Source organism: Pseudomonas sp. KD5, assembly GCF_012932895.1.
Taxonomy (GTDB): Bacteria; Pseudomonadota; Gammaproteobacteria; order Pseudomonadales; family Pseudomonadaceae; genus Aquipseudomonas.
Genome location: NZ_JDWJ01000001.1, coordinates 404,892 through 421,136, shown reverse-complemented (window position 1 = coordinate 421,136; position 16,245 = coordinate 404,892). Strand labels below are relative to the sequence as shown.

The window sequence follows — 16,245 nt, the reverse complement described above, 5'->3', positions numbered from 1 at the left end:
TCCCCCGCCCCGCGAAATCCTTGACCGAAAGGACAGCAAAACCGCCAATTCCTCCGGTTTTTCAGCGTATTAAGAAAATTGGTATGGCTTGTGCAAACGTTTGCGAGTCGCCGATACCGGCCTGTTCGCCACTTAATCCGAATCAGCCCGCACCACCGGGCCTTCGATCCGCACGAAAAGGGACTTTTAATGCAGTGCACCTCCAGTCGCGTGACTTGCTCATGCACGTTTGCTGTTTCCTTGCTGTTGTCCAGCGTTACAGGACTACTCAGCAGCTCCGCGTTGGCCCAACCGGCCACCACCGAAGAATCCGCCCAGGGCGAAGCCCTCAGCCCTGAAGCCAACCCACCAAAAAAAGGCGCGTACCTGTCGGACTGGTTCAATCAGGACCTGACCGTCATCGGCAGCAAGGACATCAGTTTCGGCCCGCAACCGGCCGACGACATCTACTTGGAATACGAGTACTTCGGCCGCAAGGGGCCGTTCGAGTTGTACGGCTACATCGACATTCCGAAGATCTTCGACATCGGCAACAGCCATGACAAAGGCGTATGGGACCACGGCTCGCCAGTGTTCATGGAGCACGAACCGCGGATTTCCATCGACTACCTGGCCGGCCGCAGCCTGGCTGTAGGGCCGTTCAAGGAATGGTACGTGGCGTTCGACTGGATCTACGACCACGGCAGCAACAGCGCCAACCGTGCCAACACGCTGTACAGCGGCCTCGGCACCGACATCGACACCCATTCGCGGGTCAATCTGTCGGCCAACTTCTACGGTCGCTACCAGTGGGAAAACTACGGCGCCAGCAACGAGTATTCGTGGGACGGCTACCGCGCCCAGCTCAAATACATCGTGCCCATCAGCAGTTTCAGCAACGGCGCTTCGCTGACCTACATCGGTTTCACCAACTTCGACTTCGGCTCCGACCTGCACAAGGACAACCCGGCCCGCACCGCCAATGCCACCGTGGCCACCAACGTGTTGCTCTACGCCTTCACCCACTTGCGTTTCACCCTGGTCGGCCGTTACTTCCACAACGGCGGCAACTGGGAGGACGGCAGTGAGTTGAATTTCGGCGATGGCGACTTCCGCGCCCGTTCCAACGGCTGGGGTTACTACGCCGGTGTTGGCTATCAGTTTTAAGGCTCATTTGAATCAGGAGGTTTTATGAAAGCAATGACGCGTCTTTCCCTGTCTGTCGGTTTTGCGGCAAGCACCCTGCTCTCTTCCTCTGCCTGGGCGGTAGAAGCGCCGATCCAGCCGAAAGTGATGCTGATCACCATGTTCGCTCCCGAGGCGCAGAACTGGATTGATCGCCTGGAACTCAAGCAGGAAGTACGAGTACCGGGCCTGTCCGCCGAGTACCCGAACATTCGCTGCAACACCGAACAGGTGTGCCTGATGGTCACCGGCATGGGCCAGACCAATGCGGCGGCCTCGACCCTGGCCCTGGCGCTGTCGCCGAAATTCGACCTGCGCAAAAGTTACTTCCTGATCGCCGGGATTGCCGGCATCAGCCCGAAACACGGGACCATCGGCACCACCGCGTGGGCGCACTACCTGGTGGAGTTTGGCACCCAGTGGGAACTGGACTCCCGGGACGCGCCGAAAGACTGGCCGACCGGTTACCTGGGCATCAACACCAAAGGCCCGAACGAAAAACCGCCGCTGGATTACAAAACCGAAGTCTTCGAACTCAATCCGAAGTTGCAGGCCAAAGCCTTCGCCCTGAGCCACAAAGTCGAACTGAGCGAGAGCAAGGAGTCGGCGGCGTGGCGCTTGAAGTACCCGTCTGCGCCAGCCAATCAGCCGCCGGTGGTGACCCAGTGCGACACGCTGGCGGGCAATACCTGGTTTTCCGGGACGCGCTTGAGTGAGCGGGCGGAAGTCTGGACAAAATTGCTGACCAACAATGAAGGTGTCTACTGCACCACTCAGCAGGAAGACAACTCCACCTACGAGGCACTGCTGCGGGCCAATCGCGAAGGTCTGGTGGATGTCCGCCGTTTGGCGGTGGTACGCGCCGGTTCCGACTTCGACCGGCCGGCGCCGGGCCAGAGCGAGGTGGATAACCTGCTCAAATACGCCGATCAGGGCGGGTTTGTGCCGGCACTGGAGAACCTGTACCGCACGGGGAATCCGTTGGTGCAGGAGATTCTGAAGAATTGGTCGGTTTGGGAGAAAGGTGTGCCTGAAGCCTGATCTGATATGTGGGAGCGGGCTTGCCCGCTCCCACATTTGATCCGGGGTGTATTTCTAATTGCATCCATTTCAAGGCAACAAAATCACCTTGTCACCGCTGCCCTGATTCACCTCGGCATACCGTTCCAGCCCCTCGGCCAACGGCGATTCAACTAGCCCTTCCGGCAACGGCAACAGGCCCTGATCGAAAAAGCTTCCGAACTGTTCGAGCATCGCCGCACACGCCTGAACCCCGTACAGCAATGAATTGATCCCCACCACCGAACCGCCCTTGCGATACAGCGCCAGGGCCGGCAATTGCACATGCCCATCCGCCGGCGCGGCGATGATTGCGATGCGACCGAACGCGGCCAGCGCCGGGACCGAGGCCGGTAGCCAGAAACCGGTGGTGTCGAAGATCACGTCGGCACCGCCGGCATACACGGCGCTGACCTGTGCGCCCAGGTCCTCAGGCTTATCCAGTTGCAGCGTCTGATAACCCTGAGCCTGCAAATCCTTGACCTGCTCTGGCCGCCGCGCCGCCGCCAGCACCTGGGCGCCCCGGACTTTGGCCAGCGCCAATGCTGCGCTGCCCACCGCCCCGCCGCCGATCACCAACAACCGCGTTCCGGTCGTGACAAGACTGCGTTCCAGCGCATCCCACGCCGTGGTGTACGGCACACCGAGGCTGGCGGCCTGGGCAAAGCTCAGATGCGTCGGCTTCAGCGCCACGCCATTGGCCGGCAGTTTGACGAATTGCGCGTGGGAACCGTCGGCAAAGAAGCCCAGCTCCCGGCCGGTGCCCCAGACTTCCTGGCCGATCAGCGCCTGCGGGCCTTCGACGACGATACCGGCGAAATCACGCCCGGGAATCCGCGGCAATGTGGTGTAGGGAAAGCGCCCCAGTACGTTTTTCACATCGCTGGGATTGAGGCCCGCCGCCTTGATCTGGACCAGCACTTCGTCAGCGCCGGGAACGGGGGTGGGCACCTCAACGTAGCGCAGGGCCGAGAGGTCGCCGGTTTTGTCGAATTGCAGTGCTTTCATGGGCATTTCCACCAAATGGATAAGAGGTTTCAGGAGATCCAGCCCGCCACCAGTTGCCGGCCCAAGGGCCACAACTGCTCACCGGCGAGCATGCCCAGCAGACCCACCAGCGCGATGGCCGGTGGTGCGGGGGAACGAAAATCCAGCGCGCCATAGAGCAGGCCGACGCCCAGACCGATACCCAACGAGATAAGGTAGTTCATGACAGACTCCGTGGCATAAGGGGGTATGCGCAGAGTCTAGAGAGAGGTCGTCACGGACGTCGGCCAAGTACTTCTGAATGTCGGCCAAAGTGCTTTTTACGCAGTGCCGCCCCGTTGCTGGCTCACGCAAAACTGCGAAGGCGCGACGCCCAGTTCCCGGCGGAACATGTCGCTGAAGCTGCTCGGCGAATAACCCAGCTCCCGGGCAATCGTGCTGACCGGTACACCCTGAATCAATTCAGCCGCCGCGGTCGCCAGTTGCACCTGCCGCCGCCACTCGGCGAAGCCCATGCCCAAACCGTCCTTGAACAAGCGCGCCAGGGTACGCACGCTGGCACCGGCATTTTCGGCGTGCTGCTCGAAGGGAATGTCCAGCGACGGTGAGGCCATGACCGCCTGACACAGGTTCATCAGTCGCCGGTCGGAATCGTCCGGCAGCGGTATTTTCAGCAATGAACGTCGGGCGCGCTTGAGCTCCAGCAAGGCCAGGCCTACCAGCGCGTCGTAGTAATCCGGGGCACCGTCGTCGCCCTGCTCCACCAGCCCGACGATCAGTTCGCGCAGCAAGCCGCCGACTTCAATCACTTGCACACTGTCGTCCAGTGTAGCCGCCAATGACGGCCGCAGGTAGATGTTGCGCATCTGCAAGTCAGAGACCACGCGAATCCCGTGCGGCACACCCGGCGGCAGCCAGACCGCCCGTTGCGGCGGCACCACCAGTGCTTCATGGGGTGTCTCGACCCACATCACGCCGCTCATCGCGTACAGCAACTGGCCCCACACATGTTCGTGAGGCTCGATATACAACCCACGCGGGTAAGTACGTGCCAGCGGTTGCACCGGCACATCGGTATCGCTTAAATCAGGGGGTGCGGCCTTGGCCATAGGCTAGGATCATTGAGGGGCGGAAAGGCTCCATGGTAGCGAGGCCTGCGACGTGTCGCCAGTCGCTGTAACCGACTGACAATCCGACTGAATTTTTCGCGCGCCTGGCGATCCTTCTATTACAACAGGGAGGAATACAGGTTTTATGAACAACGCAAAACTTTTCGTCATTGAATACACACTTCATGGCAAGCCCAAGTCTTTCATCATCCGCCAGGACAAAATGGACAACGCAGAAGCCTGGCACTGGGCAAGTTGCGACGCCGGCATAGGCCGGATCCCGCGTTTTGGCCGTGAGCGGGTGCAAAAGACCAGCAAACCAGTGGCGGAAAAATTCGGCGTCGAGAATGTGACCTGGCGGCCGACGAGTTGAGCTTTGAAAGGGAGGGTGAATATTCAAACTGAAAGTGGAGCCGCAGCGGCTCCACTTTTTTGGGTGAGCGGTCAGGGCTTAGCGCACTTGCAGCCTTTGGTGGAGCATTCTTCGCCGTGTTGGTGATGGTGGGCGCAGGCTTCACAGCAATAGTGCTTGCCGTGACGCACGATGGGGTGATCACCCAGTTTGCAGGAACATTTCGGGCAGTCGCAGGTACCGTCGTTCATGAGTCTGACTCCATGGTTAGGGTCGTCCGGGTGCCGCGGGTGCGCGGCACCTGAAGCAAATGACCGCCCGTTGCAGAAACCGGTTCAAACAGATGCCTGGACGGAGTTTGCTTACTATTGAGGGTAGTCGCGATGTGGCTCCCCCGTAGCAGCTGCCGAGCCCGCGAGGCAGCTGCTACGGATCGCAAAACTCTCTCAGCGACATCACTCAAATACGGAATTGCCCAACCAATTGCCCCAGGCGCTGACCGAGATCGGCCAGGCTGCGCGAGGTTTGCGCGCCGCGCTGGGTCTCGTCGGCGACGCTGTCCACCGCCACGGCGATCTGGTGCACGCTGCGGTTGATCTCTTCGGCCACGGCGGTTTGCTCTTCGGCGGCGCTGGCAATCTGCGCGTTCATCGAGTTGATGGTGCCGATCAGTTGGGCCATGGCGTCCAGCGACGCGCCGGCCTCGTTGGCCTGGGCCGACGTGCCGTCGCCGGCCTCGCTGGAGCGGCGCATGGACTCGACCGCCGATTGGGTGCCGGCCTGCAAGCGGTCGATCATGCCCTGGATTTCCTGGGTGCTGATTTGCGTGCGACTGGCCAACGCCCGCACTTCATCGGCAACCACCGCAAAACCACGTCCGGCCTCACCGGCGCGGGCTGCTTCAATGGCGGCGTTGAGCGCCAGCAGGTTGGTCTGCTCGGCAATCGAACGGATCACCCCGAGCACGCTGACAATCGACGACACGTCTTTCTGCAGGCTGTCGAGGGACACGCCGCTGCTGCGAATGTCGTTCACCAGTGCATGAATCTTCACGATGCTACCGGCCACCACGCGCTTGGCGGCCTGGCCTTCTTCGTCGGTCTGCTGGGCAGCGACCGCGGCGTTTTGCGCGCTCTTGGCCACTTCCTGGGCCGCCGCCGACATTTGGTTGATCGCCGTGGCCACCTGATCGGTCTCGTGACGCTGGCGCTCCATGGCCTGATCCGAGCGTTGGGCCTGATCGGAAACCTGATTCACCAACCCGGTCAGTTGCGAGGTCATTTCGGTGATCTGCCGCACCAGGCCGTGGATCTTGTCGACGAAACGGTTGAACGAGCCGGCCAGTTCGCCGAGTTCATCCTGGCTGGTGATGGTCAGGCGCCGGGTCAGGTCGCCCTCGCCCGCCGCGATGTCGTCGAGGTTGGCTTTCATCAGGTTCAGCGGACGCAGAATGGTATTGGCCAGCAGCATCCCGGCCGCAGCGATCACCAGCAGCACCACCACGGCAATCCCGACAATGCTCAGCACCACGCCTTGCATGCGTTCCTGGACCTTGATCTCAACCAGCGCCACTTGCGCTTCGATGCCGTCGAGGTTGACCGAGGTGCCGACCGCCATGTCCCACTTCGGCAGGTATTCGGTGTAGCCGAGCTTGGGCACCAGCACTTGGCTGTTGCCGGGCAGCGGCGAGCTGTATTGCAGGTAGTGGGTCCCGTCCTTGGCGACTTTCACCAGGTCGCGGTTAACGTAGACGCCGTTCGGGTCGCGGTTGTCCTTGAAGCTCTGGCCCACGCCTTCGGGGCTGTTGGCCTTGAACAGGCGCACGGTGTTGGAGTCGTAGCCGAAGAAGTAGCCGTCCTTGCCGTAGGTGATGCTCGACAGCAACTTGATCACCTGCGCCCGCGCCGCGTCATCTCCGGGGGCGGCCGCGTCGTAGAGCGGCTTGATCGTGGTCATGGCCACGGTAACGTAGCTTTGCAGGGTCGCCTTGGCATCGCTGAGCAGGCGCTGACGGGTTTCCTCGACTTCCTTGCGGGCCTGTTCCTGCAGGATGAACAGCGTGGTCAGGCTGATGACCAGCGCAAAGAGCAACACCGGGAGGACGGCAAGGGACAGGACTTTGGCCTTCAGGCTCATGCGCATGACGTTCACTCTTTTGATTTTATTGGCGTGGTTAAAGGCTATAACGGCACGCCAGATCAAAAGTTGAACGCGGTCCTACAAGGTAAAGTGGTTACAGAACCATCGCCGCCACCCAACCGAACGCCAGCAACGGCAGGTTGTAGTGCAGGAAGGTCGGGACCACGGTGTCCCAGATGTGATGATGCTGGCCGTCGATGTTCAGACCGGAGGTCGGGCCCAGGGTCGAGTCCGACGCCGGTGAACCGGCATCGCCCAGCGCGCCGGCAGTGCCGACGATGCACACGATGGCGATCGGGCTGAAGCCCAGTTGCACGCACAACGGCACGAAAATCGCCGCCAGAATCGGTACCGTGGAAAACGACGAGCCGATGCCCATGGTCACCAACAGGCCCACCAGCAGCATCAACAGCGCCCCGATGCCTTTGCTGTGGTCGATCCACGAGGCCGAGGACTCCACCAGTGTCTGCACATGACCGGTGGCTTTCATCACTTCGGCAAACCCGGACGCGGCGATCATGATGAAGCCGATCATCGCCATCATCTTCATGCCTTCGGTGAACAGGTCGTCGGTTTCACGCCACTTGACGATGCCCGACGCCGAAAAAATCAGGAAGCCCACCAGCGCCCCGATAATCATCGAGTCCAGCAACAGCTGAATAATGAACGCCACGACAATCGCCAGACCGGCGACCATCAGGCTCAAGGGGTTGTACTGCACCGCGACCTGTTCGACTTGCTCGATCTTTTCCAGGTCGTAAACGCGCTTCTTGCGGTAGCTGATGAAGGCTGCCGCGAGGCCAAACACCATGCCCAGCGCCGGAATGCCCATCGCATGGGTGACATTGATACCGCTGATGTCCACGCCGCTACGGGCGACGTTGGCCAACAGGATTTCATTGAGGAAGATGTTGCCGAAGCCCACCGGCAGGAACATGTACGGCGTGATCAGCCCGAAGGTCATCACGCAGGCGATCAACCGCCGGTCCAGTTGCAGTTTGGTCAGCACATATAAAAGAGGCGGCACCAGCAACGGGATAAAGGCGATATGAATCGGCAAAATGTTCTGCGAGGCGATGGCCACCACCCATAGCAGGCCGATCAGCAGCCATTTGACATTGCCGCCACCGTTGGCGTGCTGACGATCGACCATGGCCAGGGCTTTGTCCGCCAGGGCATGGGCCAAGCCGGACTTGGCAATGGCCACGGCGAACGCGCCGAGCAAGGCGTAGGACAACGCCACCGTCGCCCCGCCGCCGAGGCCGCTGTTGAAGGCTTTGAGGGTCGCATCGATCCCCAGACCACCGGTCAAGCCACCGACCAGCGCGCCCACAATCAGCGCGATCACCACATGCACGCGGGACAGGCTGAGTATCAGCATGATGCCGACCGCGGCAATTACTGCATTAATCATCGTTACCTCAAGGCAAGCGGAAAGAGTCCGTCCGGCAGTGCGCACAAGCGCCGCCAGCGGATTGAAGAGAGGGTTTTATTAGAGGGCGCGCACTGTGCCGGACCGCTGCCGCCTTGTCAAAGGGGGTTCTGTGGCGAGGGGGCTTGCCCCCGTTGGGTCGCGAAGCGGCCCCCTATATTCCTACAGACACACTTGGTTGCCTGGATTCGCGACTGCTTCGCAGCCGAACGGGGGCAAGCCCCCTCGCCACTGAGGTTGCAGTGGTCGGGATTGGTTATTCAGCCTGCGACATAAAGAAAGCCGAATCACGGCCGCTACAGTGCAAAGTCTCAGATATTTATCGAATAAAAGGACGTTCCCATGTCGCTCAGACACCTTTCCATTCAATGGAAAATCACCCTGTTGGCCGGGCTCTGCCTGGCGGGCATCGTGACCCTGCTGGTAGGGCTTTCGCTGTATCGCATGGAGCACAGCTCGGCGCTGGTGAAAGCCTCAAGCATGGAAATGCTCACCGAGGCCGCCCAGGCGCGCATCGAATCCCAGGGTGAAGTGCAGGCGCTGGGAATTCGTCAGCAGTTCATGGACGCCTATCAATATGGCCATGGCTTTTCGCGGCAGGTGCTGTTTTTGCGCGATCAGGCCGAGAAGCGCTTTCTCGATGCCTTCGACCTGCGTGAAGACCTGACCCGGCAGGTCAAGTCGGCCCTGCAGGCCAACCCGGACCTGCTTGGCCTGTCGCTGGTGTTCGAGGCCAATGCGCTGGACGGCAAGGACAATCTGTTCGCCGGCCAGGCGGAGTTGGGCAGTAACGACAAGGGCCGTTTCGCCCTGTACTGGTCGCAACCGACACCCGGCAAAGTGACCTCCATGGCCCTGCCGGAAAGCGACATGGCCGACACCAGCACCGGCCCCAGCGGCGAACCGGCCAACGCCTGGTTCACCTGCCCGCGCACCACGCTCAAGCCTTGCGTGATCGAACCCTACTTCTATGTGATCGACGGCCAGAACGTGCTGATGACCAGCATCGTGTTCCCGCTGATGGTCAACGGCAAAGTCATCGCCTCGCTGTCGGTGGACATCAATCTCAACAGCCTGCAAGCGATCAGCCAGAGCGCCAGCAAGAAACTCTATGACGGCCAGACCAGCGTCAGCATCGTCAGCCCGGTCGGTTTGCTGGCCGGCTACAGCCCGGACGCCAGCAAGCTCAGCCAGCGCCTCGACGCCGTGGACACCACTAACGGCGCCGAACTGCTGCGCCGGCTCACTGCCAGCAGCAAGACCGAGAGCCTGCACAGCAACCAGCAACTGAAAGTGCTCTCGCCGTTCCAGCCGATTCCCGGTGGCAAATCCTGGGGCGTGTTGCTTGACGTGCCGGAGAAGGTGCTGGTCGGCCCCGCCGAAGCGTTGAAAAAACAACTCGACGACAGCAACGCCGCCGGCACCCTGGTTGAACTGTGCCTGGGTGTACTGGCGGCGCTCGTCGGTTTGTTACTGGTGTGGCTGATGGCCCGCAGTGTGACCAAACCGATCCTCGGCGTGGCCCGCATGCTGGAAGACATTGCCAGCGGCGAAGGCGACCTGACCCGGCGTCTGGCTTACGACAAAAAGGACGAACTGGGCCAGTTGGCCGGTTGGTTCAACCGTTTCCTCGACAAGTTGCAGCCGATCATCGCCCAAGTGAAACGCTCGGTGCAGGACGCCCGTAGCACGGCGGACCAATCGTCCGCCATCGCCACCCAGACCAGCGCCGGCATGGAGCAGCAGTACCGTCAGGTCGACCAGGTGGCCACCGCGTCCCATGAAATGAGCGCCACCGCCCAGGACGTCGCCCGCAGCGCCGCGCAGGCGGCACAAGCAGCACGCGATGCCGATCAGGCCACCCGTCAGGGCTTGACCGTGATCGACCGCACCACCACCAGCATCGACCACCTCGCCGCCGACATGAGCGCAGCCATGGTGCAGGTCGAAGGCCTGGCGGCGAACAGCGAGAAAATCGGTTCGGTGCTGGAGGTGATTCGCGCCATTGCCGAGCAGACCAACCTCTTGGCGCTGAATGCCGCCATCGAAGCCGCCCGGGCCGGTGAAGCCGGACGCGGTTTCGCCGTGGTCGCCGATGAAGTGCGCAACCTGGCGCGACGCACTCAGGAATCGGTGGAGGAAACCCGCCAGGTGATCGAACTGTTGCAGGGCGGTACTCAGGATGTGGTGAACTCAATGAACAACAGCCATCGACAGGCTCAGGGCAGTGTCGAGCAGGTGGGTCAGGCGGTGACGGCATTGCGGCAGATTGGTGATGCGGTGACGGTGATCAGCGACATGAACCTGCAGATTGCCAGTGCGGCGGAAGAACAAAGCGCGGTGGCCGAGGAAATCAATAACAACGTGGCGACCATTCGGGACGTGACCGAATCGCTGTCGGGGCAAGCCAATGAATCGGCGCGGGTGAGTCAGTCGCTTAACAGCCTGGCGAATCAGCAGCAGAGCTTGATGGACCAGTTTCGCGTGTGACCTGACACCTGTGGCGAGGGAGCTTGCTCCCTAGCCACAGGTAACCTGCACCCTTCAGTGCGGGGTCAGCGTTTGGGCAGTTCGATCATCACTTTCAACCCGCCCCACTCGCTTTCCTCCAACCTCAACACCCCGCCCCACGTGTCGACGATGTCGCGCACGATGCCCAATCCCAATCCATGCCCATCGGTCTGTTCATCAAGCCGTGTACCGCGGCTGAACACCTGATCGCGCTGGCCTTCGGGAATCCCCGGCCCATCGTCTTCCACGCTCAACTGAAAACTTTCAGTCGTTTCAACCACGCTTAACCGAACCTCCGCATCCGCCCATTTGCAGGCGTTATCCAGCAGGTTGCCCAGCAACTCCAGTAGATCTTCGCGATCCCACGGCAGTTGCAAACCGGCCGGTGCGCGGTAGCTCAGGTCGAGGTGTTCACCGTGAATCATGCTCAGCGTGGCCAGTAACCCCGGCAGCTCGGCATCGCAATCAAACAACGCCCCCGGCAGCGCATCGCCGGACAACCGGGCGCGGTTGAGTTCGCGATTGAGTCGCTGCTGGACCTGCTCCAGTTGCGCTTGAATCACCTTGCGCAGCTGCGGGTGCGCATCGAGCTTCTCGCTGGAAGCCAGGCTCAACAACACCGCCAACGGGGTTTTCAACGCATGCCCCAAGTTGCCCAAGGCATTGCGCGAGCGCTTGAGGCTATCTTCGGTGTGGGCCAGCAAATGGTTGATCTGCGCCACCAGCGGTTCCAGCTCCACCGGCACGGCTTCGTCGAGTTGCGAACGCTGGCCCTGCTGCAACTGGGCGATTTGCTCGCGGGCCTTTTCCAGCGGGCGCAAGGCGCGGCGCACGGTGATCCGTTGCAACAGCAAAATCAGCAACAGCCCCGCCAGCCCCAACCCGAGACCGACTTGTTGCATGCGACAGAAACTCTCGCGCACCGGCGTGTAGTCCTGGGCGACGCTGATGGAAATCGCCTGGCCCAGCCGCCGGTAGTCCGAACGCAGCACCAGCAACTGCTGCCCTTCCGGCCCCAGTTGCAGGTTGCTGTTCAGGCCCGGGTGTTCGAGCCGCGGCAGGTCCTGATCCCATAACGAGCGGGAGCGCCAATGGCTGTCGGCAAAGTCGATACGAAAATAGTGCCCGGAAAACGGGCGCTGATAGGCCGGCGACAGATGTCGCTCATCCAGCTGCAACCCCTGTGGGCCGCGCACCAGCGCCACCAGCAGGTTTTCACTGTCGTTGCGCAACCCGGCTTCGAGGTAGCGCTGCAAACCCATTTCGAACAGCCACAGGCTGGTTTGCGCCAGCACCAGGCCGACGATCACCATCACGCTGATCAGGCCCAGGCTCAAGCGACGCTGGATCGACCTCACTGGGCTTGCCCGCCGAACAGGTAACCCTGACCGCGACGGGTTTCGATCACGCTGCGGCCGAGCTTGCGGCGCAGGTGGTTGACGTGGACTTCTAGCACGTTGGAGTCGCGCTCGGTTTCACCGTCGTAGAGGTGTTCGGCGAGGTGGCTTTTGGAAAGGATCTGTTCGGGGTGCAGCATGAAATAGCGCAGCAGGCGAAATTCCGCGGCAGTGAGCTGGATGTCGGCGCCGTCGCGGGTCACGCACTGACGACCTTCATCCAGGTGCAGGCCGGCAGCCTTGAGCGTCGGCTGATTGGCCTGGCCGTGGGAGCGGCGCAACAATGCCTGAATGCGCAGGTGCAGTTCTTCCGGGTGGAAGGGTTTGCTCAGGTAATCGTCGGCGCCGGCCTTGAGGCCTTCGATCCGCTCGGCCCAGGAACCACGCGCGGTGAGAATCAGCACCGGCGTGGCCAGGCCACCGGCCCGCCACTGCGCCAGCACCTCAAGCCCCGGCAAACCCGGCAGGCCGAGGTCGAGGATGATCAGGTCATAAGGCTCGCTGCTGCCCTGGTACACCGCATCGCGGCCGTCGGCCAGCCAGTCCACGGCGTAACCCTGCCGGTTGAGGCCAGCCATCAATTCGTCGGCCAGCGGCACATGGTCTTCCACCAGGAGCAAACGCATCGATCAATCTTCCTTGTCTTTCAGCACGTGGCCGGTGGTGGCATCGACGTCCAGCTCGCGCACCACGCCTTCGGCGGTCAGCAGCTCGACTTCATAAACATAGACGTCGTGTTTTTCTTCAAGCTCGGCTTCCAGCAACTTGGCCCCGGGATAGCGGTCCAGCGCTTGCTGCAAGAGCTGCTCCAGCGGCAGGATCACGCCCTGTTGGCGCAGGCGCAGGGCTTCGTCCTGATCCAGGTCGCGGGCCACGGCCACCGAGCAAAAAGCCAGAAGCACCAGCGCCATGCTTGAAAATGAAAGCACCTTCATTACGTATCCTGATGATCCTTGAGAACCTGCCCGCTGACAGCATCCAATTCCATATCCCACTCAATGCCTTGCGGGTCGCGCAGTTCCATCTGGTATTTGTACTTGCCGTACTCTTCTTCGAGCTCGGTGCCGGTGATGGTCGAGCCGGGGTGTTTGGCCAGAGCGGTGGCGTTGAGCTTCTCGAAAGACACAATGGTACCAGCGTCGCGCAGTCTCAGGGTTTCGTCGGGGCCCAGGTCGCGGGCATGGGCGGTACTGGCGGTCAGGCAGATGAGGGACGCGGTGAACAGGGCAGTCAGGATTTTCATGGGGTGGCTCCGTATTTTCTTATGTGTTGCCTACGGAGCGACCTTAGCGATTCGAACTTAACTGAAACTGAATTGCCATCATTGGGAATAGCTTACGCATAACCCGTAGATACAAGGAGCTGCCGAAGGCTGCGATCTTTTGATTTGGATTTTTTGCGTGCATGACGCAGCCAAAGATCAAAGCATCGCAGCCTTCGGCAGCTCCTGCATTGATCGGGGACAATCGCAGCCCAAGAGGTGCTTATAATCCCTGCTTGCCAGACATCGAGACCGGTATGACCGCTATCCACATCAAGTTCCCTTCCCTGACCCTCAAGGCCGGCCCGCGTGCCCTGGCGCGCATCCGTGCCAACGGCTTGAGCGCTGCCGATGTGGGCACGTTGCCGGGCGCCGCCGGTGGCCCGAAAGCGCTGGGGATTCAGGGTCTGGACCTGGCGCTGTTTGGCGAATGGTTGCCGGCGGCGCCCCGGGAGCGTTCGCTGATCGGCGCCTCGGTGGGTTCCTGGCGGTTCGCCAGTGCCTGCCTGCCGGATGCCGCCGAGGGCATCCGCCGCCTCGGCCATCTGTACACCGAACAGAACTTCGCCAAGGGCGTGACCATGGCGCAGATCAGCCAGAGCTCCCGGCGCATGCTCGATGACCTGCTCGACGGCCGCGATGCCGCGATTCTGGATAACGCCCACTACCGCCTGAACATCATGGTGGTCAAAAGCCACGGCCTGTTGGCGGACGATCATCGCGGCCGGTTGGGGCTGGGCCTGTCGTCGGTGATCGCCGACAACCTGCGCGGTCGCGCACGGCTGTCGCGGCACTTCGAGCGGCTGATCATCCACGACCCGCGCCAGGCGCCACCAGTCAATGCGCTGAATGACTTCCCGTCGCGCTTCATCTCACTGAATGCCGGCAACCTGCGCCAGGCCCTGCTCGCCTCGGGTTCGATCCCGATGGTCATGCAAGGCGTGCGCGACTTGCCGGGTGCCGGCTCAGGGACGTTCCGCGATGGTGGTCTGCTGGACTATCACCTCGACCTGCCCTACAGCGGCAACGACATCGTGCTGTATCCGCATTTCACCGACCGGGTGATCCCCGGCTGGTTCGACAAGACGCTGCCATGGCGCCGCGCCTGCCCCGAGCGCCTGCAGGATGTTCTGCTGCTGGCGCCGTCGAAGGAATACCTGGCACGCCTGCCCTACGGCAAACTGCCGGACCGCAACGACTTCAAGCGCTTCATGGGCGATGCCCCGAGCCGGCAGAAGTATTGGCGCGCGACGATGGATGAAAGCCGTCGTCTGGGCGATGAGTTCCTCGAACTGACCGCCAACGGTCGCCTCGGCGAGCGCTTGCTGACCCTTTAGTCAGTGTTTTGCCCGGAGCTCTGGTAAACTCGCCACCTGCCCACATCGCCGCGGCGATCGCCACCTGAAAGAGCTGAACATCACTGTGGAAATATTCAAAGAGTTTACCTTCGAATCCGCCCATCGCCTGCCCCACGTACCGGACGGCCACAAGTGCGGCCGCCTGCACGGTCATTCGTTCAAAGTGGCGATTCACCTGAGCGGCGACCTCGATCCGCACACCGGCTGGATCCGCGATTTCTCGGAAATCAAAGAAATCTTCAAGCCGCTCTACGAGCGCCTCGACCACAACTACCTGAACGACATTCCCGGCCTGGAAAACCCGACCAGCGAAGTGCTGGCCAAGTGGATCTGGAATGAGTTGAAGCCATTGTTGCCGGAACTCAGCGCGATCCGCATCCACGAGACCTGCACCAGCGGTTGCATCTATCGCGGTGAGTAAACAGCCTAAAGCAACGCAAATCCCTGTGGCGAGGGGGCTTGCCCCCTCGCCACAGGGCTCCCACCAGGAAAATGCGTTTCGTCAGTGAATAGAGAAACAGCCTTCAATGGCTGTTTTTTTATGCCTATGCTTTTGGGCTCGCACACGCCAAGAGGACGCACCCATGACTGACTGGCCGCTGGCTCAGACCTATCGTTTCAACGGGCACTCCGTTCGCTACGCCGTACGTGGTGACGGTCCGCCGTTGGTGTTCGTGCACGGCACGCCCTTCTCTTCTCATGTGTGGCACCGGATCGCGCCGCACTTCATCACCACGCACCGGGTGCATTACTTCGATTTGCTGGGTTACGGGCAGTCCGCACAGCCGGACGGCGATGTGTCCCTGGGCGTGCAAAACCAACTGTTGGCGCAATTGCTGGAACACTGGGGCCTGGAACGGCCAGACGTGGTGGCTCACGATTTCGGCGGCGCCACTGTGTTGCGCGCGCATCTGCTCAATGGCAAGGATTACCGCAGCCTGACGCTGATTGACCCGGTGGCGCTGTCGCCCTGGGGTTCGCCGTTCGTGCAACATGTGCGTCAGCATGAAGCGGCGTTCAGCGGGCTGCCTGATTACATTCAACGGGCGATTGTGCCGACCTATATTCGTGGTGCGATCAAGCGCGAGATTTCCGATCAGGAGCTGGCGCCTTACGTGCAGCCCTGGCTGGGTGATTCGGGGCAAGCGGCGTTCTATCGGCAGATCGCGCAGATGGATGAGCGTTATACCCGCGAGGTCGAAGCGCTGTACCCGACGATTCGCTGCCCGGTGCAGATTCTCTGGGGGGAAGACGATCAGTGGATTCCGATTGAGCGCGGGCGGGCGTTGCATCAGATGATTTCGGGGTCGCAGTTTCATCCCGTTGCGAATGCCGGGCATCTGGTGCAGGAGGATGCGCCAGAGGCGAATCATGGCGGCGATATTGCGGTTTCTGCCGTTGGCACAGAACGCCTGATCGACGGAGACCCTGTGGCGAGGGGACTTTGTGACTACCTGATTGCTGCGTCCCAATTTG

16 protein-coding genes and 3 pseudogenes are annotated in these 16,245 nt (G+C 61.4%); 8 read left to right on the top strand and 11 right to left on the bottom strand.

Features of this window, described 5'->3' with window-relative positions; translation table 11 throughout:
* Positions 1-189: 189 nt before the first annotated feature.
* Together AF70_RS01790 and AF70_RS01785 are read left to right on the top strand one after the other, a co-directional pair.
* Complete coding sequence (locus tag AF70_RS01790) at positions 190-1,146, top strand: nucleoside-specific channel-forming protein Tsx (protein WP_028941200.1); 957 nt, start codon at positions 190-192, stop codon at positions 1,144-1,146.
* 24 nt (positions 1,147-1,170) lie between these two features.
* Positions 1,171-2,205 carry a purine nucleoside permease gene (locus tag AF70_RS01785; protein WP_028941199.1) on the top strand — a complete coding sequence of 345 codons (1,035 nt, stop codon included), beginning with the start codon at positions 1,171-1,173 and terminating at the stop codon, positions 2,203-2,205.
* A gap of 69 nt (positions 2,206-2,274) precedes the next feature.
* On the opposite strand, the gene AF70_RS01780 is transcribed toward AF70_RS01785, so the two are convergent.
* The 3 genes from AF70_RS01780 to AF70_RS01770 all read right to left on the bottom strand — a co-directional run bounded on the left by AF70_RS01780 (position 2,275) and on the right by AF70_RS01770 (position 4,319).
* Positions 2,275-3,231, bottom strand: coding sequence for a zinc-binding alcohol dehydrogenase family protein (locus AF70_RS01780; protein WP_028941198.1), 957 nt, complete (start codon positions 3,229-3,231; stop codon positions 2,275-2,277).
* A 29-nt stretch (positions 3,232-3,260) separates the two neighbouring features.
* Complete coding sequence (locus AF70_RS01775; protein WP_007933035.1) at positions 3,261-3,434, bottom strand: DUF1427 family protein; 174 nt, start codon at positions 3,432-3,434, stop codon at positions 3,261-3,263.
* Positions 3,435-3,530: 96 nt separating this feature from the next.
* Positions 3,531-4,319, bottom strand: coding sequence for a helix-turn-helix domain-containing protein (locus AF70_RS01770; RefSeq protein ID WP_019579971.1), 789 nt, complete (start codon positions 4,317-4,319; stop codon positions 3,531-3,533).
* A 145-nt stretch (positions 4,320-4,464) separates the two neighbouring features.
* Between AF70_RS01770 and AF70_RS01765 the strand changes: the two genes are divergently transcribed.
* A complete protein-coding gene (locus AF70_RS01765; protein ID WP_018925379.1) occupies positions 4,465-4,692 on the top strand; it encodes a DUF6555 family protein in 228 nt (75 codons plus the stop codon).
* Positions 4,693-4,763: 71 nt separating this feature from the next.
* Here AF70_RS01765 and AF70_RS01760 read toward each other — a convergent pair whose 3' ends face one another.
* The 4 genes and pseudogenes from AF70_RS01760 to AF70_RS01750 all read right to left on the bottom strand — a co-directional run bounded on the left by AF70_RS01760 (position 4,764) and on the right by AF70_RS01750 (position 8,221).
* Entirely contained in the window at positions 4,764-4,922 is a 159-nt protein-coding gene (locus AF70_RS01760; protein ID WP_018925378.1) for a metallothionein, read from the bottom strand.
* A gap of 208 nt (positions 4,923-5,130) precedes the next feature.
* Complete coding sequence (locus AF70_RS29995; protein ID WP_371861278.1) at positions 5,131-5,886, bottom strand: methyl-accepting chemotaxis protein; 756 nt, start codon at positions 5,884-5,886, stop codon at positions 5,131-5,133.
* Between the two features lie 102 nt (positions 5,887-5,988).
* A pseudogene (locus AF70_RS29990) lies at positions 5,989-6,807 on the bottom strand (cache domain-containing protein); the annotation flags it as partial.
* A gap of 97 nt (positions 6,808-6,904) precedes the next feature.
* A complete protein-coding gene (locus AF70_RS01750) occupies positions 6,905-8,221 on the bottom strand; it encodes a Na+/H+ antiporter family protein (RefSeq protein ID WP_167331173.1) in 1,317 nt (438 codons plus the stop codon).
* A gap of 363 nt (positions 8,222-8,584) precedes the next feature.
* Here AF70_RS01750 and AF70_RS29985 point away from each other — a divergent pair.
* Both AF70_RS29985 and AF70_RS29980 read left to right on the top strand, forming a co-directional pair.
* Positions 8,585-9,874, top strand: a pseudogene (locus tag AF70_RS29985) (HAMP domain-containing protein); the annotation flags it as partial.
* A 102-nt stretch (positions 9,875-9,976) separates the two neighbouring features.
* Complete coding sequence (locus tag AF70_RS29980; RefSeq protein ID WP_371929184.1) at positions 9,977-10,732, top strand: methyl-accepting chemotaxis protein; 756 nt, start codon at positions 9,977-9,979, stop codon at positions 10,730-10,732.
* 65 nt (positions 10,733-10,797) lie between these two features.
* Here the strand turns inward: AF70_RS29980 and AF70_RS01740 are convergent, their stop codons facing one another.
* The 4 genes from AF70_RS01740 to AF70_RS01725 are packed head-to-tail and all read right to left on the bottom strand — an operon-like array spanning position 10,798 to position 13,393.
* Complete coding sequence (locus AF70_RS01740; protein ID WP_028941197.1) at positions 10,798-12,111, bottom strand: sensor histidine kinase; 1,314 nt, start codon at positions 12,109-12,111, stop codon at positions 10,798-10,800.
* A complete protein-coding gene (locus AF70_RS01735; protein ID WP_018925374.1) occupies positions 12,108-12,776 on the bottom strand; it encodes a response regulator transcription factor in 669 nt (222 codons plus the stop codon). Before AF70_RS01735 ends, AF70_RS01740 begins: the two co-directional genes overlap by 4 nt.
* 3 nt (positions 12,777-12,779) lie before the next feature.
* Positions 12,780-13,085, bottom strand: coding sequence for a PepSY domain-containing protein (locus AF70_RS01730; protein WP_018925373.1), 306 nt, complete (start codon positions 13,083-13,085; stop codon positions 12,780-12,782).
* On the bottom strand, positions 13,085-13,393 hold the full coding sequence (locus AF70_RS01725) for a PepSY domain-containing protein (RefSeq protein WP_019579966.1): 309 nt from the start codon (positions 13,391-13,393) through the stop codon (positions 13,085-13,087). The genes AF70_RS01730 and AF70_RS01725 overlap by 1 nt, the downstream gene beginning before the upstream one ends.
* 275 nt (positions 13,394-13,668) lie before the next feature.
* Between AF70_RS01725 and AF70_RS01720 the strand changes: the two genes are divergently transcribed.
* From AF70_RS01720 to AF70_RS01710, 3 genes and pseudogenes are all read left to right on the top strand, one after another.
* Entirely contained in the window at positions 13,669-14,748 is a 1,080-nt protein-coding gene (locus AF70_RS01720; RefSeq protein WP_028941196.1) for a patatin-like phospholipase family protein, read from the top strand.
* Between the two features lie 85 nt (positions 14,749-14,833).
* Positions 14,834-15,190: a 6-carboxytetrahydropterin synthase QueD gene (gene queD, locus AF70_RS01715; RefSeq protein WP_007933061.1), complete on the top strand. Its 357-nt coding sequence runs from the start codon at positions 14,834-14,836 to the stop codon at positions 15,188-15,190.
* Between the two features lie 163 nt (positions 15,191-15,353).
* Positions 15,354-16,185 (top strand): annotated as a pseudogene (locus tag AF70_RS01710) (alpha/beta fold hydrolase).
* Positions 16,186-16,245 lie beyond the last annotated feature (60 nt).